Annotated in this window: 24 protein-coding genes; 13 read left to right on the plus strand and 11 right to left on the minus strand. The window is 72.7% G+C overall.

Features of this window, described 5'->3' with window-relative positions; all coding sequences use genetic code 11:
* Nucleotides 1-104: 104 nt before the first annotated feature.
* Nucleotides 105-566: an ATP-binding protein gene (locus ACH4N1_RS21125; RefSeq protein ID WP_398099044.1), complete on the minus strand. Its 462-nt coding sequence runs from the start codon at nt 564-566 to the stop codon at nt 105-107.
* A 297-nt stretch (nt 567-863) separates the two neighbouring features.
* Nucleotides 864-1,859, minus strand: a complete 996-nt coding sequence (locus ACH4N1_RS21130) for a heavy metal transporter (RefSeq protein WP_398099045.1) — start codon at nt 1,857-1,859, stop codon at nt 864-866.
* A 94-nt stretch (nt 1,860-1,953) separates the two neighbouring features.
* Between ACH4N1_RS21130 and dapE the strand changes: the two genes are divergently transcribed.
* Entirely contained in the window at nt 1,954-3,033 is a 1,080-nt protein-coding gene (gene dapE, locus ACH4N1_RS21135) for a succinyl-diaminopimelate desuccinylase (protein ID WP_398099047.1), read from the plus strand.
* Between the two features lie 113 nt (nt 3,034-3,146).
* The gene (locus ACH4N1_RS21140; protein WP_398099049.1) at nt 3,147-3,905 is read left to right on the plus strand and encodes a TIGR00730 family Rossman fold protein; all 759 of its coding nucleotides are present in this window, start codon (nt 3,147-3,149) and stop codon (nt 3,903-3,905) included.
* Nucleotides 3,906-4,129: 224 nt separating this feature from the next.
* Here the strand turns inward: ACH4N1_RS21140 and folP are convergent, their stop codons facing one another.
* Nucleotides 4,130-4,990, minus strand: a complete 861-nt coding sequence (gene folP / locus ACH4N1_RS21145) for a dihydropteroate synthase (RefSeq protein ID WP_398099051.1) — start codon at nt 4,988-4,990, stop codon at nt 4,130-4,132.
* A 125-nt stretch (nt 4,991-5,115) separates the two neighbouring features.
* Here folP and ACH4N1_RS21150 point away from each other — a divergent pair, with 125 nt between their 5' ends.
* Together ACH4N1_RS21150 and ACH4N1_RS21155 are read left to right on the plus strand one after the other, a co-directional pair.
* Complete coding sequence (locus ACH4N1_RS21150) at nt 5,116-5,472, plus strand: DivIVA domain-containing protein (protein WP_366062375.1); 357 nt, start codon at nt 5,116-5,118, stop codon at nt 5,470-5,472.
* Nucleotides 5,469-6,056, plus strand: a complete 588-nt coding sequence (locus ACH4N1_RS21155; RefSeq protein WP_398099053.1) for a DNA-3-methyladenine glycosylase I — start codon at nt 5,469-5,471, stop codon at nt 6,054-6,056. Before ACH4N1_RS21150 ends, ACH4N1_RS21155 begins: the two co-directional genes overlap by 4 nt.
* Nucleotides 6,057-6,114: 58 nt before the next feature.
* Here ACH4N1_RS21155 and ACH4N1_RS21160 read toward each other — a convergent pair whose 3' ends face one another.
* The gene (locus tag ACH4N1_RS21160) at nt 6,115-6,906 is read right to left on the minus strand and encodes an enoyl-CoA hydratase/isomerase family protein (RefSeq protein ID WP_398099055.1); all 792 of its coding nucleotides are present in this window, start codon (nt 6,904-6,906) and stop codon (nt 6,115-6,117) included.
* A 364-nt stretch (nt 6,907-7,270) separates the two neighbouring features.
* Between ACH4N1_RS21160 and ACH4N1_RS21165 the strand changes: the two genes are divergently transcribed.
* Nucleotides 7,271-7,438, plus strand: coding sequence for a DUF3117 domain-containing protein (locus ACH4N1_RS21165; RefSeq protein ID WP_003966491.1), 168 nt, complete (start codon nt 7,271-7,273; stop codon nt 7,436-7,438).
* Between the two features lie 242 nt (nt 7,439-7,680).
* On the opposite strand, the gene ACH4N1_RS21170 is transcribed toward ACH4N1_RS21165, so the two are convergent.
* On the minus strand, nt 7,681-8,379 hold the full coding sequence (locus ACH4N1_RS21170; RefSeq protein WP_382794185.1) for an O-methyltransferase: 699 nt from the start codon (nt 8,377-8,379) through the stop codon (nt 7,681-7,683).
* A 162-nt stretch (nt 8,380-8,541) separates the two neighbouring features.
* On the opposite strand from ACH4N1_RS21170, the gene sigE reads away from it, so the two are divergent.
* From sigE to ACH4N1_RS21195, 5 genes are all read left to right on the plus strand, one after another.
* Nucleotides 8,542-9,324, plus strand: a complete 783-nt coding sequence (gene sigE / locus ACH4N1_RS21175; RefSeq protein WP_363092478.1) for an RNA polymerase sigma factor SigE — start codon at nt 8,542-8,544, stop codon at nt 9,322-9,324.
* Nucleotides 9,321-10,280, plus strand: a complete 960-nt coding sequence (locus ACH4N1_RS21180; protein WP_398099057.1) for a zf-HC2 domain-containing protein — start codon at nt 9,321-9,323, stop codon at nt 10,278-10,280. The genes sigE and ACH4N1_RS21180 overlap by 4 nt, the downstream gene beginning before the upstream one ends.
* A 79-nt stretch (nt 10,281-10,359) precedes the next feature.
* The gene (locus ACH4N1_RS21185) at nt 10,360-12,525 is read left to right on the plus strand and encodes a trypsin-like peptidase domain-containing protein (protein ID WP_398099058.1); all 2,166 of its coding nucleotides are present in this window, start codon (nt 10,360-10,362) and stop codon (nt 12,523-12,525) included.
* A 244-nt stretch (nt 12,526-12,769) separates the two neighbouring features.
* On the plus strand, nt 12,770-13,207 hold the full coding sequence (locus ACH4N1_RS21190; protein WP_398099059.1) for a sec-independent translocase: 438 nt from the start codon (nt 12,770-12,772) through the stop codon (nt 13,205-13,207).
* Between the two features lie 179 nt (nt 13,208-13,386).
* On the plus strand, nt 13,387-14,046 hold the full coding sequence (locus ACH4N1_RS21195; RefSeq protein ID WP_398099061.1) for a hypothetical protein: 660 nt from the start codon (nt 13,387-13,389) through the stop codon (nt 14,044-14,046).
* Nucleotides 14,047-14,144: 98 nt separating this feature from the next.
* Here the strand turns inward: ACH4N1_RS21195 and ACH4N1_RS21200 are convergent, their stop codons facing one another.
* Genes ACH4N1_RS21200 through ACH4N1_RS21210 form a run of 3 tightly spaced genes read right to left on the minus strand, consistent with a single transcriptional unit; the run spans nt 14,145 to nt 17,182 of the window.
* Nucleotides 14,145-15,278 (minus strand): Mrp/NBP35 family ATP-binding protein, encoded by a 1,134-nt coding sequence (locus tag ACH4N1_RS21200; protein WP_398099062.1) that lies wholly within the window; start codon nt 15,276-15,278, stop codon nt 14,145-14,147.
* Nucleotides 15,279-15,321: 43 nt separating this feature from the next.
* Complete coding sequence (locus ACH4N1_RS21205; protein ID WP_363092484.1) at nt 15,322-15,909, minus strand: DUF1003 domain-containing protein; 588 nt, start codon at nt 15,907-15,909, stop codon at nt 15,322-15,324.
* Nucleotides 15,893-17,182: a magnesium transporter MgtE N-terminal domain-containing protein gene (locus tag ACH4N1_RS21210; RefSeq protein WP_398099064.1), complete on the minus strand. Its 1,290-nt coding sequence runs from the start codon at nt 17,180-17,182 to the stop codon at nt 15,893-15,895. The genes ACH4N1_RS21205 and ACH4N1_RS21210 overlap by 17 nt, the downstream gene beginning before the upstream one ends.
* Before the next feature lie 235 nt (nt 17,183-17,417).
* On the opposite strand from ACH4N1_RS21210, the gene ACH4N1_RS21215 reads away from it, so the two are divergent.
* Entirely contained in the window at nt 17,418-18,176 is a 759-nt protein-coding gene (locus ACH4N1_RS21215) for a hypothetical protein (protein ID WP_398099066.1), read from the plus strand.
* A 4-nt stretch (nt 18,177-18,180) separates the two neighbouring features.
* Here the strand turns inward: ACH4N1_RS21215 and ACH4N1_RS21220 are convergent, their stop codons facing one another.
* Nucleotides 18,181-18,705, minus strand: a complete 525-nt coding sequence (locus ACH4N1_RS21220) for a hypothetical protein (protein WP_398099067.1) — start codon at nt 18,703-18,705, stop codon at nt 18,181-18,183.
* 25 nt (nt 18,706-18,730) lie between these two features.
* Nucleotides 18,731-19,846 carry a magnesium and cobalt transport protein CorA gene (locus ACH4N1_RS21225; protein ID WP_363092488.1) on the minus strand — a complete coding sequence of 372 codons (1,116 nt, stop codon included), beginning with the start codon at nt 19,844-19,846 and terminating at the stop codon, nt 18,731-18,733.
* Nucleotides 19,847-20,376: 530 nt separating this feature from the next.
* Between ACH4N1_RS21225 and ACH4N1_RS21230 the strand changes: the two genes are divergently transcribed.
* Nucleotides 20,377-20,961 carry a suppressor of fused domain protein gene (locus ACH4N1_RS21230; RefSeq protein ID WP_398099069.1) on the plus strand — a complete coding sequence of 195 codons (585 nt, stop codon included), beginning with the start codon at nt 20,377-20,379 and terminating at the stop codon, nt 20,959-20,961.
* A gap of 6 nt (nt 20,962-20,967) precedes the next feature.
* Here ACH4N1_RS21230 and ACH4N1_RS21235 read toward each other — a convergent pair whose 3' ends face one another.
* Nucleotides 20,968-22,215: an MFS transporter gene (locus ACH4N1_RS21235; RefSeq protein ID WP_398099071.1), complete on the minus strand. Its 1,248-nt coding sequence runs from the start codon at nt 22,213-22,215 to the stop codon at nt 20,968-20,970.
* Nucleotides 22,216-22,373: 158 nt separating this feature from the next.
* Between ACH4N1_RS21235 and ACH4N1_RS21240 the strand changes: the two genes are divergently transcribed.
* Entirely contained in the window at nt 22,374-23,015 is a 642-nt protein-coding gene (locus ACH4N1_RS21240) for a DUF6758 family protein (protein WP_398099072.1), read from the plus strand.
* Nucleotides 23,016-23,152 lie beyond the last annotated feature (137 nt).

The following is a 23,152-nucleotide window of genomic DNA, read 5'->3' on the forward strand; positions in this document are numbered from 1 at the left end:
GCCCGGGGCGACGGGCCCCGCGGACCGCTGCCGGGCGGTACCCGCACACACGGGCGGCGGGGCCCGGGGAGACCCCCGGGCCCCGCCGTCGCGGAAGCCGGTGCTCAGCCGAGCGGCAGGCCCTTGGCCGGCAGCGTCCCCGCCCCCGGCAGCCCGCCGTGCGTCAGCGAGTCCGTCGGCAGCCCACCCTTGGTGGCCGTGGACGCGGTGTCCCCGAGGAGGTCCCCGGCGGAGCCCGCCGCGGAGCCGGCGGCCTGACCGGCGGCCTTCCGCGCCGCCGGAGTCACCTTCTTCACGGCCTTGCCGCCGGCCTTGCCCGCGACCGGCACCGCCTGCTCGACCGCCTTGCCGCCGGCCGCGCCCGCGGTCCCGGTGACGTTCTGGGCCGCGCTGTCGACCGTGTTGCCGACGCTCGCCCCGTCCAGGGCGGTCAGGCCGCCGAGGTTCGGGGTGGCGGGCAGGTCGGGGGCAGCGCTGGCGGAGCCGGCCGCACCGACACCGGCAGCGGCTCCCGCGGCGACGAGCAGTGCGGCACGGGCGATCCTGCGGGTCAGGGGGAGGGACATGATGCTCCTTCGACGGGAGAGAACAAGAACGGTCTGTGACATCTGTCCGGGCCCGGACGCAGTGACTACCGCTCGAACCCCGCGAAGGTTGCGGACGCCCGACGTAAAGAGTTGGCAATGCGTCGCATAATCAGATCTGGATAAAAGCGGGCGAAAACCGCCCGGTGTAAAAGTCCGCACAACCCGTCGAGCCCAGTGCTGCCAAGGCACCGGGCGACCTCGACGGTGACGGCGCGAGAACCTGAGCGCCCCGCCCTCCGGCGCCCCGCGTGTCACCCGCCGGAAGGAAGGCCCGCACTACTGCGCGGTGACGATCCGTACGCTCCCGGTGCCGCCGCCCGTGCCCGTGGCGCCGGCGGCCTCGGTCGAGGCGGTGGCCCGCCAGGTGCTGCCGGTGTGCCCGGCGACCCATTCCCGGCCGGCGTAGGTGACGCGCTCGATGCGCAGCGCGGAGGCGTTGGCGACCGCCCAGTGCGCGAGCTGCCAGCCGCGCTCGACGGCCTCGCGCCCGTCCGCCGCGGCCCGCCCGGCCACGGGCAGCGTCACGGTCCGCCCACTGGTCTCGGCGACCGGCGGGGCCCCGTCCGCGGCGGAGGTCCGCGCGCCGCCCACCTCGGCGCCCGCCTGCTGGAGCGCGTCGCGCCCGAAGTCCCGCACGAGGGCGGCGCGGACCGCGTCCGGACCGGTGGCCGTCGCTGCCGCCGCCGCGGCGGCCGGGCGGCCGTCGCAGGTCAGCGAGGCCGCGGAGGTCCCGGTGAGCGCGGCGGCCAGCAGGGCCGCGTCCGGCTCGTGCTTGGCGTACGCCTCGGGGTAGCCGCTGCGCTGCACGCGCTGCGCGGCGACGGTGAGCGGCAGTTCGGTGTAGTCGGGGACCTTGGCGAGGTGCTCGTAGAAGATGTTCGCCGCGTAGGCCGGGTCCGTCACCTCCTGGGCACTGCCCCAGCCCTGCGAGGGCCGCTGCTGGAAGAGGCCGAGCGAATCCCGGTCGCCGTGGTCGAGGTTGCGCAGCGCCGACTCCTGGAGCGCGGTCGCCAGCGCGATGGTCACGGCCCGCCCGGGCATGTTCCGGTTGGTGCCGACGGCGGCGATGGTGGCCGCGTTCACCGCCTGCTCCGGCGTGAACTCGTACGCGGCCGCGGTGTCCGCGGAGACGACTCTGCACCCGGGGTCCCCGGCGCCACCGGTGACGTACTGGACCACGACGTAACCCGCGACGGCGGACAGGACCACGCAGGCCGCCCCGCATCGCAGGAGGCGGCCGCGGCGTTTGGGGGAGGCTGACGGCTCTGGCACGCGTACAAGGTACTGGAGAGTACGGAAACGGGGGAGGCCACCGGGAAAGGTGGGTCCGGGCGGGCGGAGCGGTCGGCGCGTTAGGGTCGACGGCATGGCCGAGACCCCGCTTGACCTCACGCTGGACGCCGCCCTGCTCACCGCGCAGCTCGTCGACCTCCCCTCCGAGAGCGGCACGGAGAAGCCGCTCGCGGACGCCGTCGAGGCGGCCCTGCGCGCGCTGCCGCACCTCACCGTCGACCGGTACGGCAACAACGTGATCGCCCGAACCCGCCTCGGCCGTCCGGAGCGGGTGATCCTCGCCGGCCACCTCGACACCGTCCCGATCGCCGGCAACGTGCCGTCCCGGCTGGACGCGGACGGCGTCCTGTGGGGCTGCGGCACCTGCGACATGAAGGCAGGCGTCGCCGTCCAGCTCCGCATCGCCGCGACGGTCCCCGCGCCCAACCGCGACCTGACCTTCGTCTTCTACGACAACGAGGAGGTCGCCGCCGACCTCAACGGGCTGGGGCACGTCGCCGAGGCGCACCCGGAGTGGCTGGAGGGCGACTTCGCCGTGCTCCTGGAGCCGTCCGACGGCCAGGTCGAGGGCGGCTGCCAGGGCACCCTGCGGGTCCTGCTGAAGACCGCCGGCGAGCGGGCGCACTCCGCGCGCGGCTGGATGGGCTCCAACGCGATCCACGCCGCCGCCCCGATCCTGGCCCGCCTCGCCTCGTACGAGCCGCGCCACCCGGTGATCGACGGCCTGGAGTACCGCGAGGGCCTCAACGCGGTCGGTATCACCGGCGGAGTGGCCGGCAACGTCATCCCCGACGAGTGCGTCGTGACCGTCAACTTCCGCTACGCGCCCGACCGTACGCCCGAGGAGGCCCTCGCCCACGTCCGCGAGGTGTTCGCCGGCTGCGGGGTGGCGGAGTTCGTCGTCGACGACCACAGCGGGGCCGCCCTGCCCGGCCTCTCGCACCCCGCCGCGGCGGCCTTCGTCGAGGCGGTGGGCGGCACCCCGCAGCCCAAGTACGGCTGGACGGACGTCTCCCGCTTCTCGGCGCTCGGCGTCCCCGCCGTCAACTACGGCCCGGGCAACCCGCACTTGGCGCACCGGCGGGACGAGCGCGTGGAGACCGCGAAGATCCTGGCGGGGGAGCAGCGGCTGCGGGCCTGGCTGACCGCGTGATCACGGGGCATCCGTGCCCGGGGACGCTTCGCGGCGGACACGCCGGCGTCCCGCGCCCGTAACCCGCGTAGATCTACGCTGAGGTGGAACGACTGCAAGCGGAGGGAGTTCACATGGCTACAGGCAACCCGGAGGGCAGGCGGCGGCCACCGGAGGAACAGCGCCTGGGACCGGTCCTCCGGCGACGGGACCAGGTGCAGACGAGCACCACCGACCAGCGGCTGCTGGACGAGCGCGCCCCCTCCGACTGGGTCCACACCGACCCCTGGCGGGTCCTGCGCATCCAGTCCGAGTTCATCGAGGGCTTCGGCACCCTCGCCGAACTCCCTCCCGCCATCAGCGTGTTCGGCTCCGCCCGGACGGCGGTGGACTCCCCCGAGTACGAGGCGGGCGTGCGGCTCGGACGCGCGCTGGTCGAGGCCGGCTGGGCGGTCATCACCGGTGGCGGCCCCGGCGCCATGGAGGCGGCCAACAGGGGTGCCAGCGAGGCGGGCGGAGTCTCGGTGGGCCTCGGCATCGAACTGCCCTTCGAGCAGGGTCTGAACGCCTACGTCGACATCGGCCTGAACTTCCGGTACTTCTTCGTCCGCAAGATGATGTTCGTGAAGTACGCGCAGGGCTTCGTCGTCCTGCCCGGCGGCCTCGGCACCCTGGACGAACTCTTCGAGGCCCTCACCCTCGTCCAGACCCAGAAGGTCACGCGCTTCCCGATCGTCCTCTTCGGCACGGAGTACTGGGGCGGCCTGGTCGACTGGCTGGAGAACACCCTGATCGCCCAGGGCAAGGCCTCGGAGAAGGACCTCCTCCTCTTCCACGTCACGGACGACGTGGCGGAAGCGGTGGCCCTGGTCTCGAAGGAGACGAGCCGCTAGGCCCTGTCGTCAAATTCCCGCCTGCCCCGCGGCGCCATGCACGCACTCTCGCCGCACCGGGCCCTGACCCGAGTACGTCCAGTACGAGGATCAGGGCCCGGCACGCCGAGAGCACGCACCTGACGCCGCAGAGCCCGCCCTCCAGGCGGACGGCAGGAATTTGACGACAGGACCTAGGCGTACCGACCACGGGCGTCGCTGACGCCGGCGGGGGCGCGGGAGGACTACGCCAGCCCCCGCCGGGCCACCGCCGGCTCCCGGTGCCCCGCGATGGACGCCACCATGTCCAGCACCTGCCGCGTCTCGGCGACCTCGTGCACCCGGTACACCTGCGCCCCCAGCCAGGCGGACACCGCGGTGGTGGCCAGCGTCCCCACCAGCCGCTCCTTGACGGGCCGGTCCAGCGTCTCCCCGACGAAGTCCTTGTTGGACAGCGACACCAGCACCGGCCACCCCGTCTCCACCATCTCCCCGAGCCGCCGCGTCGCCTCCAGACTGTGCCGCGTGTTCTTGCCGAAGTCGTGCCCCGGATCGATCAGGATCGACTCCCGCGGCACCCCCAGCCCGGCCGCCCGCTCCGCCAGCCCCACGGTCACCTCCAGGATGTCGGCCACGACGTCGTCGTACGCCACCCGGTGCGGCCGCGTCCGGGGCTCCGTGCCGCCCGCGTGCGTGCAGACCAGCCCGGCCCCGTACCGCGCCGCGACCTCGGCCAGCCGCGGATCGACCCCGCCCCAGGCGTCGTTGAGCAGATCCGCGCCCGCCTCGCAGACCGCCTCGCCGACCTCGGCCCGCCAGGTGTCCACGCTGATCACGACCTCCGGGAAACGCCGCCGCACCTCGGCCACGAAACCGACCGTGCGACGCGCCTCCTCCCCGGCCGTGACCTCCTCGCCGGGTCCGGCCTTGACCCCGCCGATGTCGATGATCGCGGCGCCCTCGGCCACCGCCCGCTCCACGCGCGCGAGGGCCGGCTCGTCGTGGAAGGTCGCGCCCCGGTCGTAGAAGGAGTCGGGAGTCCGGTTCACGATCGCCATGATCACCGGCTCGTGGGTGCCGAATTCCCGCCCGCCCAGCCTGAGCATCCCCTGTGACCTCTCCTCGTACGTCCCTGACATCCGCCGCCTGCGACCCTAACGGTCACCCCCTCATGGCACGATCGGAGCCTGACACATCCGACAACGAGCACAGCGAGCGTGGGGACCCACCGATGGTTATGTTCTTCTTCCTGGTCATCGCCCTCGCCGTCGTGGTGGCCGCGGTGACACTCGCCGTGGTGGGCGGCGGCGAGGGCACGGGTCCGCTGCCGGAGGTCGCGCCCGAGCGGCTGCACGACCCGCTGCCCCCCGACCGTCCCGTCGACCGGTCCGACGTCGACCGGCTCCGCTTCCCGCTCGCCGCCCGCGGCTACCGCATGGCCGACGTCGACGACGCCCTCAACCGCCTCGGCGCCGAACTCGCCGAGCGCGACGCCCGCATCGGCGAACTGGAGTCCGCGCTCTCCGCCGCCCGGACGCCCGAGCCGCACGTCTCCATGGACAAGCCCGCGCGGGAGGAGCAGCAGTGAGCGACGGCGCCGCCCTCGCCGGCCCCGACGGAGCGCCGCGCTGCCCCTGGGCCCTGTCCACGGCGGACTACGTGACCTACCACGACGAGGAGTGGGGCCGCCCGGTCCACGGCGACCAGGCCCTCTTCGAACGCCTCAGCCTGGAGGCCTTCCAGTCCGGCCTGTCCTGGATCACGATCCTGCGCCGCCGCTCCGGCTTCCGCACCGCCTTCGCCGACTTCCGGATCGACGCGGTCGCCGCCTTCACCGACGAGGACCGCACCCGCCTGCTCGCCGACACCGGCATCATCCGCAACCGCGCCAAGATCGACGCCACGCTCGCCAACGCGCGCGTGCTGGCCGGCTGGTCCCCGGGCGACCTCGACGAACTGATCTGGTCCCACGCCCCGGACGCGGCGACCCGCACGGTTCCCGAGACCCTCGCGGACGTCCCGGCGCTCACCCCGGAGTCGACCGCCCTGTCGAAGGCGCTCAAGAAGCGGGGCCTGCGCTTCGTGGGCCCGACGACGGCGTACGCGCTGATGCAGGCCTGCGGGCTGGTGGACGACCACCTGGCGGCCTGCGTGTCGAGAAGCGCCCCGTGAGGGGCGCGGAGGACCGCGTGGCGAACCCGCGGCCCCCGCGGCGCCCGGCCGCCGAACCTCAGCGGCCCAGGTACTTCGGCTTCTCCTTGTTCACGAACGCCCGCACGGCGATCGTGTGGTCCTCCGAGGCCCCCGCCCGAGTCTGCAGCTCGTCCTCCTTCGCCAGCGTCTCCGCCAGCGAGTGGGAGAGCCCGTACGCCACGGCCTCCTTCAGCGCCGAGTAGGCGACCGTCGGCCCCTCGGCCAGCGCCCGCGCGACCTTCTCGGCCTCGGCGCGCAGCGCGTCCGCCGGGACGACCCGGTTGGCGATGCCCAGCTCGTACGCCTCCTGCGCCTTGACGCTGCGGGGGAACAGCAGCAGGTCGGTGGCCCGGCCGGGGCCCACCACGCGCGGCAGGGTCCAGGAGACGCCCGAGTCGGCGGTCAGCGCGACCCCCGCGAACGAGGTGTTGAAGGACGCGGTGTCCGCCACGATCCGGTAGTCGGCGGCCAGGGCGAAACCGAAACCGGCCCCGGCGGCGACCCCGTTCACGGCGGCGACCACCGGCTTGGGCGCCTCGGTCAGCGCCCGCACGACCGGGTTGTAGTGCTCCTTGACCGTGCTCATGATTTCACCCGAGCCCTCGATCAGCAGCCCGATGTGCTCCTTGAGGTCCTGGCCCACGCAGAAGGCCCGCTCACCCGCGGCGGTCAGCAGCACGGCCCGTACGGCGTCGTCGGCCGCCGCGGACTCCACCGCCTCCCGCAGGGCGACCTTGGTCGCGATGTTCAGCGCGTTCATCGCCTCCGGGCGGTTCAGGGTGATCGTCGCGAGCCCGTCGCTCACCTCGTAGAGCACGGTGTCGGCCATGGAATGTCCCCTCCGGTGTCGCGGCTGACGTACTGACCAGTACGCAGTCTCCGAAGGACAGCATGAAGGACGCCGGGCGCGCGGGACGTGTGACCTGCGTCAAAGAAATCCGGACGGTTTCCGGTGGGTGGAAGTCCATGCGGGCGCGCAGTATCGCAGTCACATCGCCGAATTGGGTGGTTTTGCTCGCGCGCGTTGCCCAAGCGATGCCTACCGATGTTGGTCATCGGGTCCTGCGATGCGGGATAATGGCTGGGAAGCAATGTGTTCGATGCCGGTGTCGTGGATCCCATGCTGGGCCGCGCCTTGCCCTTCAGGGGCCGTCGGCTTTGACGATGAGCTGGTTTCAGGAAGGGGAACGAGCATGGCGGCCATGAAGCCGCGGACGGGCGATGGCCCGCTCGAGGTGACCAAGGAGGGGCGGGGCATCGTCATGCGCGTTCCGCTCGAAGGCGGCGGTCGGCTCGTCGTCGAGCTGACCCCTGACGAGGCCGACGCGCTCGGCGACGCCCTCAAGAAGGTCGTCGGCTGACGCGCAAGCGACCACACCCCTTGCGGAAACAGGTCTCCCCGGCATCCTCAAGGGTGCCGGGGAGACCTGTTTCCGCAAGGGCGTCCGGGGTCCGTGACCCGAAAGGCGTACCGGGCGGGCAGGCATACGGGCGGGGACGGGCGGTCACGCGGGAGGCTCGCCGCACAGGCGGTGGTGCGGGCGGGCGCGCGGGGCCCCGTACGGGTGGGCGGCCGTGACGCGCGGGGCTCCGGCCGGTGCGGCTATCGCTTGACCGCGCAGAGCAGGCCGTCGCCCACCGGCAGCAGCGACGGCACCAGCTCCTGGCTCTCGTGCACCGTGCGCAGCAGCTCGCGCACCCTGATGACCTCGGTGGGCTGCGGGCCCGAGTCGATCGTCCGGCCGTTCGCGAACACGCCCTCGAACACCACCAGCCCCCCCTGCCGCAGCAGACGCAACGATTCGGCGAGGTAGTCCATGACCTCGAGCCGGTCGCCGTCGCAGAAGACGAGGTCGTAGCCGGCGTCCGCGAGCCGCGGCAGGACGTCCAGCGCGCTGCCGGGGATGAAGCGCGCCCGGTTGCTGGCGAACCCGCAGGCCCGGAAGGCCTGCCGGGCGAACTGCTGGTGCTCCGGTTCGAGGTCGACGGTCGTCAGGACGCCGTCCGGACGCATGCCGTGCAGCAGGTGGATCCCCGAGACGCCGGTACCGGTACCGATCTCCGCGACCGCCTTGGCGTCCACGGTGGCGGCGAGCAACCGCAGCGCGGCGCCCGTGCTGGGCGACACCGAGCGCAGCCCCGCTTCGCGGGCCCGGTCACGGGCCCACAGCAGTGCGTCGTCCTCGGCGACATAGGCGTCGGCGAACGCCCAGCTCGTCTGCCGGTTGCCGGTAATGACCCTCTCCTGTCCCCGTGGTTGCCTGGGCGTGACTGTATCCGTTGGCGCCGGGAACCCGCAGATGGGACCGCGCGTTTGAAGAGGTGGGACGGACTGAGGGGGACACGGTTGGATCACGACGACCGACGGGATGCCGAGCAAGTGCTGACGCAGTCGTATGAGCCGTATCAGCCCAGATCAAATTCTCGTAAAACCGCTTATCCGGAGCTAACGGGCGAGGTGGCTATGGTAGGGGCTCCGCTGGACACCACCAGAGCCGACAGGGGAGGTGCGGCTGCACCTGTGGATCGGGGAGGAGCGCTGCGGCGCTTTCTCGGTTCGGCAGGCAGGCCGAAATCCGTGAACGACACCGCTGACCACAGTCACGCCGCCGGCCCTGGTGCCGGCCCCGCCCAGACCGCGACCTTCTCCACCGACGCGGACGGGCAGGCGTGGACTCCGCCCACGTGGGAGGAGATCGTCAGCATGCACAGCGGCCGCGTCTACCGGCTCGCCTACCGCCTCACCGGCAACCAGCACGACGCCGAGGACCTCACCCAGGAGGTCTTCGTCCGCGTCTTCCGCTCGCTGTCGACGTACACGCCGGGCACCTTCGAGGGCTGGCTGCACCGCATCACCACCAACCTCTTCCTCGACATGGTCCGCCGCAAGCAGCGCATCCGCTTCGACTCGCTCGGCGACGACGCGGCCGAGCGGCTGGCCAGCAAGGAACCCACGCCGCAGCAGATCTTCAACGACGCCCACTTCGACGCGGACGTCCAGCAGGCCCTCGACACCCTCGCGCCCGAGTTCCGCGCCGCGGTCGTCCTGTGCGACATCGAGGGACTGTCCTACGAGGAGATCGCCGCGACCCTCGGCGTCAAGCTCGGCACGGTCCGCTCGCGGATCCACCGCGGCCGCTCGCAGCTGCGCAAGGCACTGGCGCACCGCTCGCCCGAGGCGCGCTCCGAGCGTCGCTCGTTCGTGGCCCGGGTCCCCGTTCTGGGAGGAGGGGGCGCGACCGCGTGAGTGGAACCCGTCCTACCCCGGCCGAGCAGCACCTCGGTGACCGGCTCTCCGCCCTCGTGGACGGCGAGCTGGGCCATGACACCCGCGAGCGTGTGCTGGCGCACGTGGCGACCTGCTCCAAATGCAAGGCGGAGGTCGACGCCCAGCGCCGGCTGAAGAACGTCTTCGCGGAAGTGGCCCCGCCCGCCCCCTCGGAGAGCTTCCTGGCACGCCTCCAGGGGCTGCCCGCAGGAGGCGACCCGGGTCATGACGGCCTGCCGCCGCTCGGAGGAGGCTTCGGCGACAGATTCGGGGCCCGCCCCGGAGCGCCCGGAGTCTTCGGAGCGAGACGGGACGAGCCCTTCGAGTTCGGCTACGTCCCGGCACGCGACCACGGCTCCGTGCTCACCCCCACCACCGGGCGCGGTTTCGGTGTCCACATGGTCGGCCGGGCCGACGCCGAGCGTTCGCGGGGGCTGCGGTTCGCCTTCGTCGCCGCCGGCGCGGTGTCGCTGGCCGCGATCGCCCTCGGCGGCATGAACACCGGCGTCCCGACCGACACGGACGCCCGTGGCGGCGCGGGCGCCGGCAGCAACGTGACGCCGGCCCGCACGCCGGGCGGCGGCTCCGCGACGACCCCCGAGAGCCAGCGCCGCCGTGGCGTCGGCCCCCTGCTCGCGCAGGGCGGGCAGATGTTCGCCGAGACCCCGGTCGCCCCGACCCAGGTCTCCGCCCCGCTGCTGCCCGCAGTGCCGTCCCCGCCGGTCCACCCCGAGCAGTCGCTGCACCGGCTGACCACACCCGTGATGGCCGGCGCCGCCGCCATGTCCCCTCTGATACGCCCGCTCGGCACCACCCCGCCGGTCTCACTGACCTCCTGGACCACCACCCCGGAGATCGCCTCCCCCGGCCTGCTCGCCGCCCCCGTCCCCGACGCCACCTCCGCCCCCGCCCCGTCGCCGCACCAGGCCCACTGATCCGCGGACCTGGTTGAATCCAGGGTGAACCGCGCCCACGCGGCGCGGGGCGGAGCGCGAGCCTGACCGCGGGGAGAGCATGAACGAGGGCAAGCCCACAGAAAGCCCTGCAGGGCGGACGAACGGCAACGACCCGGGCACGACGGCGGGGCGCCCGCCCGAGGACGAACCGGCCGAGGACAACCCGGTCGGAGGGAGCCCTGCCGGGCGGACCGCCGGCGAGCCGTCGAGCGGGCCTGCGCGGGGCGTGACCCCCGCCCCCGAGGACGACTACCGGCTGGCCCGTCCCACGGGGGACGCCGAGAAGGCCGTGGCGGATCGGCACCGCCCGTCCCCCGGCGGCGACCCCACGCCCGGCCACCTCCCTCCGGCACCCCCCGTCGCCGCCGAGGAGCCGGAGCCCGTCACCTCCGGTGCGGACACGGCTCCGACCTCGGCGGCTGCCGAGGCGCCCCACCATCCCGCGGGGGATCCCGCAGGGTCGCCGTCGCCGTCACCCATGGGGTCGGCAGAGCCGACGTCCCGGCCCCCGGCCGCCACCGACCGTCCCAAGCCCCTGCACGATCCCGACCCCTACGGCACCCCGCCGTACGGTGAACCCGGCCCCTGGGCGCCCGCACCGCCCGTCCAGCACCCCGCGGCGGCATCGACCCCCGCCACGGCCGCCGCGGACACGGCCGTGCCGTCCCCGGCCGCGCCCGGCGGGCCCGCGCCCGCCTCGGCACCGTCCGCCCCCGGAATGCCCGCCCCCGGCATCCCCGGCACGGGCGCCTTCCCGGCACCACCGGCCGTGCCCGGCGTCCCCGGCACGGCCGTCTCCGGGGCGACGGCGCCCGACGGCTCCGCCGTGGGCGTCCCCCACGCCCCTTCGCCCCCTGCCGTCCCCGGTGTGCCGGGCGCACCGGTCTCGGACACGGCGCCGCCCGCCCCGGCGTCCGCCCCCGACGCACCTCAGCCCGTGCCGGGCGCCCCCGGCGCCCCCGTCACGGTCCCCGAGGCGCACCCCAGGCCCGCCCCGCCCGCCACGGCCCCCGTCGACCCGTGGCGCCGCTACGACCCCTGGGCCGGTGGTCCCGTGGCCGCCGGGCCACTCCAGCAGACCGGGGCCGCGGTCGCCGGCGTGGAGCAACTGCGCCGGCGCCGGCGGCGGACCCTGGTCGGCGGGGCACTGCTGCTGGCTCTGGTCTCCGGGGTGGCCGGCGGGGGCGTCGGGGTGTACCTGGAGCGCAACGGCGGCACGGTGGCGGTGGAGCTGCCCCAGGCCCCCGTCGAAGCGGGCGACCGGGACGCGGACGGTGTCGCCGGGATCGCCGCCCGTGCCCTGCCCAGCGTCGTCACCCTGCACGTGAGCGGCAGCGAGGCGGGCGGCACCGGCACCGGCTTCGTGCTCGACACGCGGGGCCACATCCTCACCAACAGCCATGTCGTCGAGCCCGCCGGGTCCGGCGGCGGGATATCCGTCGTCTTCGACGGCGGCCAGACCGCCGAGGCCGAGGTCGTCGGCAGGGACAGCGGGTACGACCTGGCCGTGGTGAAGGTGACCGGCGTGCGGGGTCTGAAGCCCCTGCCCCTCGGCAACTCCGACAACGTCCGGGTCGGTGACCCGGTCGTCGCCATCGGCGCCCCCTTCGACCTGGAGGGCACCGTCACCTCGGGCATCATCAGCGCCAAGGAACGGCCCATCACCGCCGGCGGCGAGAGCGGCGACGCGAGCGACGTGTCCTACGTGGACGCCCTGCAGACCGACGCGCCCATCAACCCGGGCAACTCCGGCGGCCCCCTCCTCGACGCCCGGGGCCAGGTCGTCGGCATCAACTCGGCCATCCGCTCCGCCGCCGACGGCACCGGTCCCGACGGCGGCCGGGCCGGTTCGATCGGCCTGGGTTTCGCCATTCCGGTCAATCAGGGCAAGCGCGTCGCCGAGGAACTGATCAACACGGGCAGGGCGACCCATCCGGTCATCGGTGTGACCCTCGACATGGACTACGCGGGCGACGGCGCCCGCGTCGGCACCGAGGACGGTGGCGGGAGCGATCCGGTGACCGCCGGCGGCCCCGGCGACCGGGCCGGCATCCGGCCCGGGGACGTCATCACCGCGGTCGACGGCCGGCGCGTCCACTCCGGCGAGGAACTGATCGTGAAGACCCGTGCGCACCGCCCCGGCGACCGCCTGGAGCTGACCGTCGAACGCGACGGAGAGGAACGGACCCTCTCCCTCGTGCTCGGCTCCTCCGACAGCGGCTGAGCCGGCCGGCACCCCGCCCGATGCACAGAAACCTCACAGTCCGGCCGCCCGTCCGCCGCCCCACCGGGCGGAGCACGCGGAAACAGGCCGCCCGCAACCAGCCGGACACCTCGGGACGGTACCGGTCGGACAGGTGCGACAGGTACCGTGGACCCGGCCCGGACCACGGAAGACCCGCACCCACCACCGAGGGCCGCCGAGGCCACCGAGGACCGAGGACCGCGGACATCGCAAGGAGCTTCAGGTGTTCAATGACATAGGTGCGCTCGAGCTGGTGACGATCATCGTCCTGGCCGTGCTCGTCTTCGGTCCGGACAAGCTCCCGAAGGTCATCCAGGACGTGATGCGCACGATCCGGAAGATCCGTGAGTTCTCCGAGAGCGCCAAGCAGGACATCCGGCAGGAACTCGGCCCGGAGTTCAAGGACTTCGAGTTCGAGGACCTCAACCCCAAGACCTTCATCCGCAAGCAGCTGGACAACGAGGACCTGGGGCTGAAGGAGATCCGCAACGGCTTCGACCTGAAGAAGGAGATGGCCGAGGTCACGGACGCCGTCCACAGCCGCGACCAGGAGTCCTCCTCGTCCTCGTCCGGCTCGTCCGGCGGCCGGATCGACATGACGAAGAAGCCGGAGAAGCCGGGCAAGGACGACCGCCCGCCCTTCGACGCGGACGCCACCTGAGCCTCCAGCGCCCCCGGATGTGAGGGGGCGCACGCCCCACGTGCCGGGCGGCTTCCCCGCAGCCGAGGGCGGGGTGGCTATGCTGCCTGGTTGTTGTGCGGGCCGTACCCAAAAAGGCAACGCCGCCCGAAGGGGGGCGGGCCGTACGGTCCGGCGAGAGCGAGGAGGCGTCCGGGCACATGGAGACGACGAGTCGGGCAGTCGTGCAGGCGCCGGCCGCGGAGGGCGGACAACAGGTCCCCTCCGCCCGGCGCACGGTCGACGGGTACCTGGAGGCGCCGTTCCCCTGGTACGGCCTCGACGAGGCCTTCACAGGACCGCGCTGGCTGATGCAGGTCGGCACGGCGGCCGACGGTGCCGTCGAGCACGGTTCGATCGGGCACGGTGACGAGCCCTCCGTGCGGCACGAGACGGCGGGGGAGGACCGCGGGAAGTTCGCGGTCGTCGTGACCGTCGCCGCGCACCCGGACCGGCGCAGCGCGGACGGCACGGGGCTGCTGGAGGCCACCTCGGTGTCCTCGGCGGCCTGGCTGGCGGGAGTGGGGCTGCTGTCCTTCACCTGGCCGGGCCAGATGGACCACAGCCTGCGCGACGACTGGCTGGAGCAGCAGACCGAGACGGCGTGGGTGCTCGCCGACGACCTGTCCGGTCCGGACTGGTCCACGCTGTCCCTGCCGGTCGACGGCGTGCCGACCCCCTTCCACTACCGCGAGTCCGAGTTCGGCTGGGTGCTGGCCGGCTCGACCCGGGAAGGAGCGCACGTGGGGGCGTACGGGAGAGGCATGAGCGCGTACGGGCTCGGCTTCGCCGTGATCAAGGACATCGCGCAGTACGCGTAGCCGCGGTGACGACGACGGGGGCGCGGTCCTGACGGACGGCGCCCCCGGCGTCGTACGAAAGTCGTACGAAGGTTCGGAGATCGTGTGCGGACGAGGGGTCAGAACTTGTTCTTCGGGGTGATGCCGAGGGACAGGCCCGACAGGCCGCGCTGACGGCCGCCCAGCTTGCCCGCGATGGCCCGCAGGGCGGAGCCCGCCGGGGAGTCCGGGTCGGTGAGGACGACCGGCCTGCCCTCGTCGCCGCCCTCGCGCAGGCGGACGTCGATGGGGATGGAGCCGAGGACCGGCACCGAGGCGCCCGTCGTGCGGGTCAGACCGTCCGCGACGCTCTGGCCGCCGCCGGTGCCGAAGACGTCGACCATCTCGTCGCAGTGCGGGCAGGGCAGCCCGGACATGTTCTCGACGACGCCGACGATCTTCTGGTGGGTCTGGACGGCGATGGAGCCCGCGCGCTCGGCCACCTCGGCGGCGGCCTGCTGGGGCGTGGTGACGACCAGGATCTCCGCGTTCGGGACCAGCTGGGCCACCGAGATCGCGATGTCGCCGGTGCCCGGCGGGAGGTCCAGCAGCAGGACGTCCAGGTCGCCCCAGTACACGTCGGCCAGGAACTGCTGGAGCGCGCGGTGCAGCATCGGGCCGCGCCAGACGACCGGGGCGTTGCCGGGGGTGAACATGCCGATCGAGATGACCTTCACGCCGTTCGCCGACGGCGGCATGATCATGTTCTCGACCTGGGTGGGGCGGCCCTCCGCGCCCAGCATGCGCGGCACGCTGTGGCCGTAGATGTCGGCGTCGACGACGCCCACCTTCAGGCCGTCGGCCGCCATCGCCGCCGCCAGGTTCACCGTCACCGAGGACTTGCCGACGCCGCCCTTGCCGGACGCGACCGCGTACACGCGCGTGAGCGAGCCCGGCTTGGCGAAGGGCACCTCGCGCTCGGTCTGGCCGCCGCGCAGCGCGGCGGCCAGCTCCTTGCGCTGCTCGTCGCTCATCACGTCCAGCGTCACGTCGACCCGCGTGACGCCGTCCACGCCGGAGACCGCCTCGGTGACGCGTTGCGTGATCGTCTCGCGCATCGGGCAGCCGGAGACAGTCAGGTACACGGTGACCGCGACCGCCCCGTCCGCCCCGACGTCCACCGACTTGACCATCCCGAGTTCGGTGATGGGGCGGTTGATCTCGGGGTCGTTCACCGTCGCCAGTGCTTCACGCACCGCGTCTTCCGTAGCCATAAGGACGATGGTACGGCGCCCCACCGGAGCCTTGGCATGGCCGTCAGCGGTCGTCTACGTCACGTCCGCGCGACCGTTCCGCCGGGAATACGACGTGGCCGTCCCGCAGCCCCTCGAGTTCCTTCACCATGTCCTGGAGTTCGGAGCGGATCCAGTCGCGGGTGGCGACCTCACCGAGCCCGATCCGCAGGGCGGCGATCTCCCGGGTGAGGTACTCGGTGTCCGCGATGGACCGCTCGTTCTGCTTGCGGTCCTGCTCCAGGTTGACCCGGTCGCGGTCGTCCTGGCGGTTCTGCGCGAGCAGGATCAGCGGGGCCGCGTAGGAGGCCTGGAGCGACAGCATCAGCGTCAGGAAGATGAAGGGGTAGTTGTCGAAGCGCAGGTCACGTGGGGCGAAGATGTTCCACAGCACCCACACGATGATGACGATCGTCATCCAGACGATGAACCGTCCGGTGCCCAGGAACCGCGCGATGCGCTCCGAGAGCCGTCCGAAGGCCTCGGGGTCCCACTCGGGCAGGATCCGGCGCCTGGGCGGGCGCGGCTGGTCCAGCCGGACCCGGGGGCGGGTCGTCGCCGTGGCGCCGGCCGGGCCGCGCTCGACGCGGGCGGGGTCACGCTCGGGAGCCATCGGCCACCTCCCCCTCGGCCAGGTGGAACTCGGTCTCCCGCCAGTCCTCGGGCAGCATGTGGTCCAGCACGTCGTCCACCGTCACCGCGCCGAGCAGCGAGCCCGCCTCGTCGACGACGGGCGCCGCGACCATGTCGTACGTCGCGAAGAACCCGGCGATCACGGGCAGCGTCGCGCCCGGGGCGAGGGTCTGCAGGTCGTCGTCGAGGAGCGCGCTGACCAGCGTGTACGGGGGATCGCGCAGCAGCCGCTGGAAGTGGACCGTCCCCAGGTACTTGCCGGTCGGCGTCTCGTCGGGCGGGCGGCACACGTAGACCTGGGCGGCGAGGGCGGGGGAGAGGTCGCGGTTGCGGACCCGGGCGAGGGCGTCGGCGACGGTCGCGTCGGGCCGCAGCACGATCGGCTCGGTCGTCATCAGCCCGCCCGCCGTGTGCTCCTCGTACGCCATCAGCCGGCGCATGTCGGCGGCGTCGTCGGGTTCCATCAGGCTCAGCAGCCGCTCCTTGTCCTCCTCCGGCAGTTCGGAGAGCAGGTCGGCGGCGTCGTCGGGGTCCATGGCCTCCAGGACGTCCGCGGCGCGCTCCTCCTTCAGCTTGCCGAGGATCTCGATCTGGTCGTCCTCCGGCAGCTCCTCCAGGACGTCGGCGAGCCGGTCGTCGTCGAGGGCGGCGGCGACCTCCGCGCGGCGCTTCGCGGACAGGTGGTGCAGGACGTTCGCCAGGTCGGCCGGGCGCAGCTGCTCGAAGGTGGCGAGGAGGCTCTCGGCGCCCTGCCCGTGCTCCTCCAGGGAGAAGCCGGTGACCGCCGACCACTCCACGGTCAGCTTCTCGCCCTTGCCGCGCCGGAAGGCGCCCGACTTCCGGCCCTTCTGCACGAAGATCCGGTCGATCTCCCAGTCCCGGCGGGCCGGCAGCTGCCGCACCGACAGGTCGAGGACGGTGACCTCCTCGCCGGTCTCGGTGAGCGTGACGCGCCGGTCGAGCAGTTCGCCGAAGACGAGCCGTTCGGTGGGCCGTTGTTCGAAGCGGCGGACGTTCAGCACGCCGGTGCTGAGGACCTCGCCGGACTCGATGCTGGTCACCCGGGTCATGGGCAGGAAGATCCGGCGCCGGGTGGTGAGTTCGACGACCAGCCCGAGCAGCCGGGGCGGCCTGCGGCCGACCCGCAGCATGACGACCATGTCGCGCACCCGGCCCACGGTGTCGCCGTTGGGGTCGAAGACGGCGACTCCGGCGAGGTGGGAGACGAAGATCCGGGGGGCGCCCGCTGCCATGTCCGGACCTCCTTCTCGTACGCGCCGGTACGGGGTGTTCGCTGTCGTGCTCCCCGCGCTGTCGCGGGTGAGGTTCTTTTCCCAATTGCCCGCTCGTGCGGGCTTCAGGCTAGCCCGTCCCGATCGGGTACGCCCTGGTGGGCGGTCCGGACGGACTGGCTCCGTCGCCCCGCCGGGACCCCGGTACGCTGCGGTACGCCGCTCAGGAGTCCCCCGCAGAAAGGCAGCTCCCTCTGTGACTGCGATCGCCCAGGGCCGTACCCGTCGCCGGGCCGCGCTGGTGAGCGCGATGTGCGCGCTGGCCGTGACGGGCCTGGGGCTCACCGGGTGCAGCGAGGACCCGGACGCGGGGACGAACGGGGTCGGCAAGCTGGCCGCCGACAAGATCCAGGCGAAGACACGGGCGGCCGCCGCGGCGGTGGACGCGGTGCGGCTGTCCGGGACCGTGGTCGCCGGCGGGAAATCGTACCGGCTCGACATGAGCCTGAAGTCGGACGGTGCGACCGGGTCGGTCACCGCCGAGGGCGGCACCTTCCACCTGCTGCGGGTGGACGAGGAGCTGTACCTCAAGGCGGACGCCGCGTTCTGGAAGCACGAGGACGGCACGTCCGACGACACCGGCTCCGACAGCGAGGCGGCGGGCAAACTCGACGACAAGTACGTGAAGGTGCCGACCGGTGACCCCTCGTACAAGAAGTTCAGCGGGTTCACGGACAAGGACCTCCTTCTGGACAGTGTGCTGACACTGCACGGTTCGCTGGGCAAGGACGGGCACCACGAGCAGGCCGGGGTGCGCACCATCCGCATCACGGGCGACGAGGGCTCCGGCGGCACGCTGGACGTGTCCCTGGAGGGCAAGCCGTACCCGTTGCGCCTGGTGCGCGCGGGCGGGGCGGGCACCCTGACCTTCTCCGCCTGGGGCAAGGACTTCGCCCTGCAGGAGCCCGCGGAGAGCGAGATCGTGGACTACGGCAAGGAACTGCCGACGTCGTGACCGGCTACGCGCGCGTGCCCTTCCCGCGCTTCTTCAGCAGCAGCCGCGGAAGGCCCGCCGGGACCGGCTGACGGGTCGTCGCCGGGGACGGCGCCGGCGGCGCCGCCAGATCCCCGTCGGGCAGCGGGGACGTGACCCCGGTGGGCTCCAGCCGCACCACCCGGCACTCCCGCGCCCAGCGCGCCGTCATCGCCTCGCCGTCGGGCGCGTTCAGCCGCTTGCCCTTGAGGTCGGCGACGGCCGCCTCCCACGCCTCGGTGCCGGGGGCGAGCTGGGCGACCCGCGCCGTCCAGGTGACCAGCCGGCCGCCCTTGTCCTTGCTGCGGACGGTCACCTCGGCCGTCGCACCGTCCGCCAGTCCCGGCAGCGGCTGCTCGCCCGGCCCGTCACCGACCAGACAGGCGGCACCCGCGTGCCACACGTGCCACAGCGGCCGTGCGCTCCGTCCACCGGCCGCCTCGACCCAGATGAGGCCGGACTTCTTGGTGGCCTCCTCGACGAGGGCCGGTTCGAGCAGCTCGCGTGTCATGGGGCCCACCCTATCCAGGCGGTCGTCACAGCCAGCCGTTGCGCTTCAGCGTGCGGTGGATGCCCACACAGAGCATCACCGTCACCGACATGATGACGGGGTAGCCGTAACGCCAGTGCAGCTCCGGCATGTGGTCGAAGTTCATGCCGTAGACCCCGCAGACCATCGTCGGTACGGCGATGATGGCCGCCCAGGACGTGATCTTGCGCATGTCCTCGTTCTGCGCGACGGACGCCTGCGCGAGGTTGGCCTGGAGGATCGAGTTGAGCAACTCGTCGAAGCCGATGACCTGTTCCTGGACGCGGGCGAGGTGGTCGGCGACGTCCCGGAAGTACTTCTGGATGTCGGGGTCGACCAGCCGCATCGGCCGCTCGCTCAGCAGTTGCATCGGCCGCAGCAGCGGCGACACCGCCCGCTTGAACTCCAGTACCTCGCGCTTGAGTTGGTAGATCCGGCCGGCGTCGGTGCCGCGCGGGCTGCCCTTGCGGCCCGGCGAGAACACCTCCGTCTCGACCTCGTCGATGTCGTCCTGCACGGCGTCGGCGACCGCGATGTACCCGTCGACGACGTGGTCGGCGATCGCGTGCAGCACCGCCGAGGGACCCCTGGCGAGCAACTCCGGGTCGTCCTGCAGGCGGTGGCGCAGCGCGCGCAGCGAGCCCTGGCCGCCGTGCCGGACGGTGATGAAGAAGTCCTTGCCGGTGAAGCACATGACCTCGCCGGTCTCCACCACCTGGCTGTTGGCGTCGAGTTGGTCGTGCTCGACGTAGTGGATGGTCTTGAAGACGGTGAACAGGGAGTCGTCGTAGCGCTCCAGCTTGGGGCGCTGGTGGGCCTGTACCGCGTCCTCCACGGCCAGCGGGTGCAGTCCGAACTCCCCGGCGATACCGGCGAACTCACTCTCCGTCGGCTCGTGCAGGCCGATCCACACGAAGCCGCCGTCGCGGCGCACCTGACGCATCGCCTCGTGCGGGGCCAGCGGCGCCGCCGTCTCGACGCGGGCACCGTCACGGTAGACGGCGCAGTCGACGACGGCCGAGGGGGTGGCGGGGTCGCGCGTGGTGTCGTACGCGCCGCTGTCCTTGCGCAGGCTGGGGCGGGACGGGCGGACCACGGCACGCAGGTCACGGATCATCGACATGGCAGGCTCCTTCGCGGCAGGCAACGAAAGGCGCCGACGGCGGGTGGAACTACCCGGAATGGGGACGTCCTGACGAGGAGTCTCCCGCCCTTCGGGGCAGGGAAGGATGTTTGGCACGTCCACAAAGCGGGGAGCACCGCTCCGTCGCGGTGGCGGGTTTCGCTACTGATTCAGGTACTGCTTCAGATCAGACGGATCGCGCGGACCGAGGGGATCGGGCAGATCCGGTACGCAGATCCGGTACAACGAAACGAAGTGCTCTTCCGAGTGAGGATGAGGACGCGAGAGGCGGCGGTCGGCCGGAGCCAGAGCTACATCAGCGGCGGGAAGAGCGAGTGGTACTGCACGGTCGACTTCGATCCATGACAGCCCCACCTCCTCCAGCCGGTCCCCCGTGAGGGACTACCTCGGCGTCGGGGCTTGATCGCGACGCTTCTGCGTGCTGCCCCGAACCACCGGGCAACAGTATCAGCCGACCGAAGTGTCAAGGCGCTGCTTTGCCCAGTACTGGCGAGTTCTATGCTCGCGGCATGGCTGATGTTCTTCCTCTGGTCGAGGCCCGGTTGCGCAGCGCGCTGGGCGAGCCGGACGCCCGCGCCGCGGTCACCTTCCTGGGTACGGACCGCATCGAGGTCCTGCGCTTCCAGGAGGGCGACGTCGTCCGCTACGCCACGCTCGGCATGTCCGCGCAGCCGATGAGCGACCCCACCGCGGTGCTCGCCGATCCGGTGAAGGGGCCGCGCGCCGAGCTGGTCCTGTCCGTGCGGGCGGGCCTCGCCGACACCGACAAGGTGCTCCGCCCGCTCGCCGTGCTCGCCGCCTCCCCGCAGGTCGAGGGTGTGATCGTGGCACCCGGCGCCTCCCTCGACGTCGGTGAACCCCTGTGGCCGGGCGCCCCGTTCACCTCCGTGCTGGTGGCCGAGCCCGGCGGCCTGGTCGAGGACCTGGACCTCGACGAGCCCCTGGACCCGGTCCACTTCCTGCCGCTGCTGCCGATGACCCCGAACGAGGCCGCCTGGAAGCGCGTGCACGGCGCGCAGGCCCTCCAGGAGCGGTGGCTGACGCACGGGACGGACCTGCGGGACCCGTCCCGCGGGTCCGTCCCGCTGGAGTGACCGAACTCACCGATCGGCCGGAAGGGCGCGCCGGTCGGCGAAGGCGGCGACCCCGTCCTCCGTCGCGTGCCCCGGCTCCAGATCCTCCGCCTCCGCGGTGAGCGCCTCGCGCCGTACGAGGACCACGACCGCGCCGAGGACCGCGGTGACCGCGGCGACGACGAACGGGACGTGGACGTCCGTCCACTCCTCGATCCTCGGCGCGAAGAACGGCGCGGCGGCCGCGGCGAACCAGCGCACGAAGTTGTAGCCGGCGCTCGCGACCGGGCGCGGCGCGTCCGACACGCCCAGCGCCAGCTCGGTGTAGACGGTGTTGTTCACGCCGATGAAGGCGCCGGACAGGACCGTGCACACCACGGCGGTGGTGTGGTCGCCGTAGCCGAGGACCAGGACGTCGGCGGCGAGCAGCACCAGGGAGCCGCCGAGCACCTTCAGCGAGCCGAACCGCTTCTGCAGCCGCGGGGCCACCAGGACCGAGAAGACGGCGAGCAGCACGCCCCAGGCGAAGAACACCGCTCCCGACCGGTAGGGCGACATGTCCAGCACGAACGGCGTGAAGGCCAGCACGGTGAAGAACGTGTAGTTGTAGAAGAACGCCGAGACCGCCGCCGAGGCCAGACCGCCGTGGCCGAGCGCCTTGAGCGGGTCCAGCAGCGAGGTCCTGCGGGCCGGCTTCGGCTGCTCCTCCAGGAACGCCGCGATGCACAGGAAGCCGATCGCCATCAGCAGCGCGGTGCCGAAGAAGGGGTAGCGCCAGCTGGCGTCGCCGAGCAGCGCGCCCAGCAGGGGTCCGCACGCCATGCCGAGGCCGAGGGCGGACTCGTACAGCAGGATCGCCGCGGCGCTGCCTCCCGCCGCCGCGCCGACGATCACCGCGAGGGCGGTGGAGACGAACAGCGCGTTGCCCAGTCCCCAGCCCGCCCGGTATCCGACGAGCTGTCCGACGGTGTCGGAGGTGCCGGACAGGCCCGCGAAGACGACGACGAGGGCGAGGCCGAGCAGCAGGGTCCTGCGGCCGCCGATCCGGCTGGAGACGAAGCCGGTCAGCAGCATCGCGAAGGCGGTGATCAGGAAGTACGAGGTGAAGAGGAGGGAGACCTGGCCGGTCGTGGCGTCCAGCCCCCGGGCGATGGACGGCAGGATCGGGTCGACGAGTCCGATGCCCATGAAGGCGACGACGGACGCGCCGGCGGTCGCCCAGACCGCCTTGGGCTGGCGCAGAAGGCCACCGGCTCCCGCTTCGAAGGGGTCCATGCTTGCTCCCGTCCCGACAGATGGTTGGCTTTTACACATACTAAGTTAGCCAAGCTAATGAATGCAAGTTACATCTATGTCGGCCGGTCGGACGAGGTTCCGCCCGGACGGGTGATCGTCCTTGACGTGGACCGGATCGGGTAGGACCGTGGGGCTCTATGAGGGGCGAACCCAGTTGCCCGAAGTGTGGTGGCCGGGTCAGGGCTCCCGGCCTCTTCGCCGATTCCTGGCAGTGCGACGTGCACGGGGCCGTGCATCCGCTCCAACCCGTGATCCCGCCCAGTGTCGAGGCTCTCGACGTCGTCGTGCACCGGACCCGGGTGCCGGTGTGGATGCCGTGGCCGCTGCCGGTCGGCTGGCTCTTCACGGGCGTGACCTACGCCGGTGACGACCGCAGCGGCGGCCGTGCCAGCGCCGTCGCCTGCACGGGGCCGGGCCCGCTCGGCGGCATGGGGGAGCTGATCCTCGTCGCGGAGGAGCTCGGCGTCGGACTCGGCGCGCGGTACGCCGGGATGGACGGCCCCGACCCCGGCCCGTACCTGGACGTCGAGAAGCCGCCCCAGGCCAAGGTCCTGGCCGCCGGCCGCCCCACCCCGCTCTGGCTGGTCGACGGCGCCCCGGACGACCGCGCGGTCTTCGCGGGCGAGGCGCGGGGGCTGTGGCTGTGGGCGGTCGTCTGGCCCGAGCAGTCGGGGCTGCTGATGTACGACGAGCTGGTGCTGACCGATCTGCGCGATGCCGGGGCCGAGGTCGAGCTGGTGCCGTGCGGGGCGCTCTCGCCGCGACTGCTGAAGCCGTAGCGGGCGGGGGAGCGGGTGGGCCGAAGGGGGCGCGCTCGGACGGGGACGCTCGCGGAGTCGTGCCGGGCGTGCCCGCGGAAGACGTGTGTGTAGGGGGTGCTCGGCCGGTTCGGGTGTGACGGAGGAGTCCGGAAATC

It is taken from the genome of Streptomyces sp. NPDC017202 (assembly GCF_044331705.1).
Lineage (GTDB): Bacteria > Actinomycetota > Actinomycetes > Streptomycetales > Streptomycetaceae > Streptomyces.

What these genes read in the sequence shown, in the direction of transcription:
- sigE (WP_363092478.1), top strand. Translation starts at nt 8,542, where the DNA reads ATGGTAGGGGCTCCGCTGGACACCACCAGAGCCGACAGGGGAGGTGCG.
- ACH4N1_RS21125 (WP_398099044.1), bottom strand. Translation starts at nt 566, where the DNA reads ATGTCCCTCCCCCTGACCCGCAGGATCGCCCGTGCCGCACTGCTCGTC.
- ACH4N1_RS21220 (WP_398099067.1), bottom strand. Translation starts at nt 18,705, where the DNA reads ATGACACGCGAGCTGCTCGAACCGGCCCTCGTCGAGGAGGCCACCAAG.
- ACH4N1_RS21140 (WP_398099049.1), top strand. Translation starts at nt 3,147, where the DNA reads ATGGCTACAGGCAACCCGGAGGGCAGGCGGCGGCCACCGGAGGAACAG.
- ACH4N1_RS21165 (WP_003966491.1), top strand. Translation starts at nt 7,271, where the DNA reads ATGGCGGCCATGAAGCCGCGGACGGGCGATGGCCCGCTCGAGGTGACC.
- ACH4N1_RS21160 (WP_398099055.1), bottom strand. Translation starts at nt 6,906, where the DNA reads ATGGCCGACACCGTGCTCTACGAGGTGAGCGACGGGCTCGCGACGATC.
- dapE (WP_398099047.1), top strand. Translation starts at nt 1,954, where the DNA reads ATGGCCGAGACCCCGCTTGACCTCACGCTGGACGCCGCCCTGCTCACC.
- ACH4N1_RS21185 (WP_398099058.1), top strand. Translation starts at nt 10,360, where the DNA reads ATGAACGAGGGCAAGCCCACAGAAAGCCCTGCAGGGCGGACGAACGGC.
- ACH4N1_RS21210 (WP_398099064.1), bottom strand. Translation starts at nt 17,182, where the DNA reads ATGGCAGCGGGCGCCCCCCGGATCTTCGTCTCCCACCTCGCCGGAGTC.
- ACH4N1_RS21230 (WP_398099069.1), top strand. Translation starts at nt 20,377, where the DNA reads ATGGCTGATGTTCTTCCTCTGGTCGAGGCCCGGTTGCGCAGCGCGCTG.
- ACH4N1_RS21200 (WP_398099062.1), bottom strand. Translation starts at nt 15,278, where the DNA reads ATGGCTACGGAAGACGCGGTGCGTGAAGCACTGGCGACGGTGAACGAC.
- ACH4N1_RS21195 (WP_398099061.1), top strand. Translation starts at nt 13,387, where the DNA reads ATGGAGACGACGAGTCGGGCAGTCGTGCAGGCGCCGGCCGCGGAGGGC.
- folP (WP_398099051.1), bottom strand. Translation starts at nt 4,990, where the DNA reads ATGCTCAGGCTGGGCGGGCGGGAATTCGGCACCCACGAGCCGGTGATC.
- ACH4N1_RS21225 (WP_363092488.1), bottom strand. Translation starts at nt 19,846, where the DNA reads ATGTCGATGATCCGTGACCTGCGTGCCGTGGTCCGCCCGTCCCGCCCC.
- ACH4N1_RS21240 (WP_398099072.1), top strand. Translation starts at nt 22,374, where the DNA reads ATGAGGGGCGAACCCAGTTGCCCGAAGTGTGGTGGCCGGGTCAGGGCT.
- ACH4N1_RS21205 (WP_363092484.1), bottom strand. Translation starts at nt 15,909, where the DNA reads ATGGCTCCCGAGCGTGACCCCGCCCGCGTCGAGCGCGGCCCGGCCGGC.
- ACH4N1_RS21235 (WP_398099071.1), bottom strand. Translation starts at nt 22,215, where the DNA reads ATGGACCCCTTCGAAGCGGGAGCCGGTGGCCTTCTGCGCCAGCCCAAG.
- ACH4N1_RS21150 (WP_366062375.1), top strand. Translation starts at nt 5,116, where the DNA reads ATGGTTATGTTCTTCTTCCTGGTCATCGCCCTCGCCGTCGTGGTGGCC.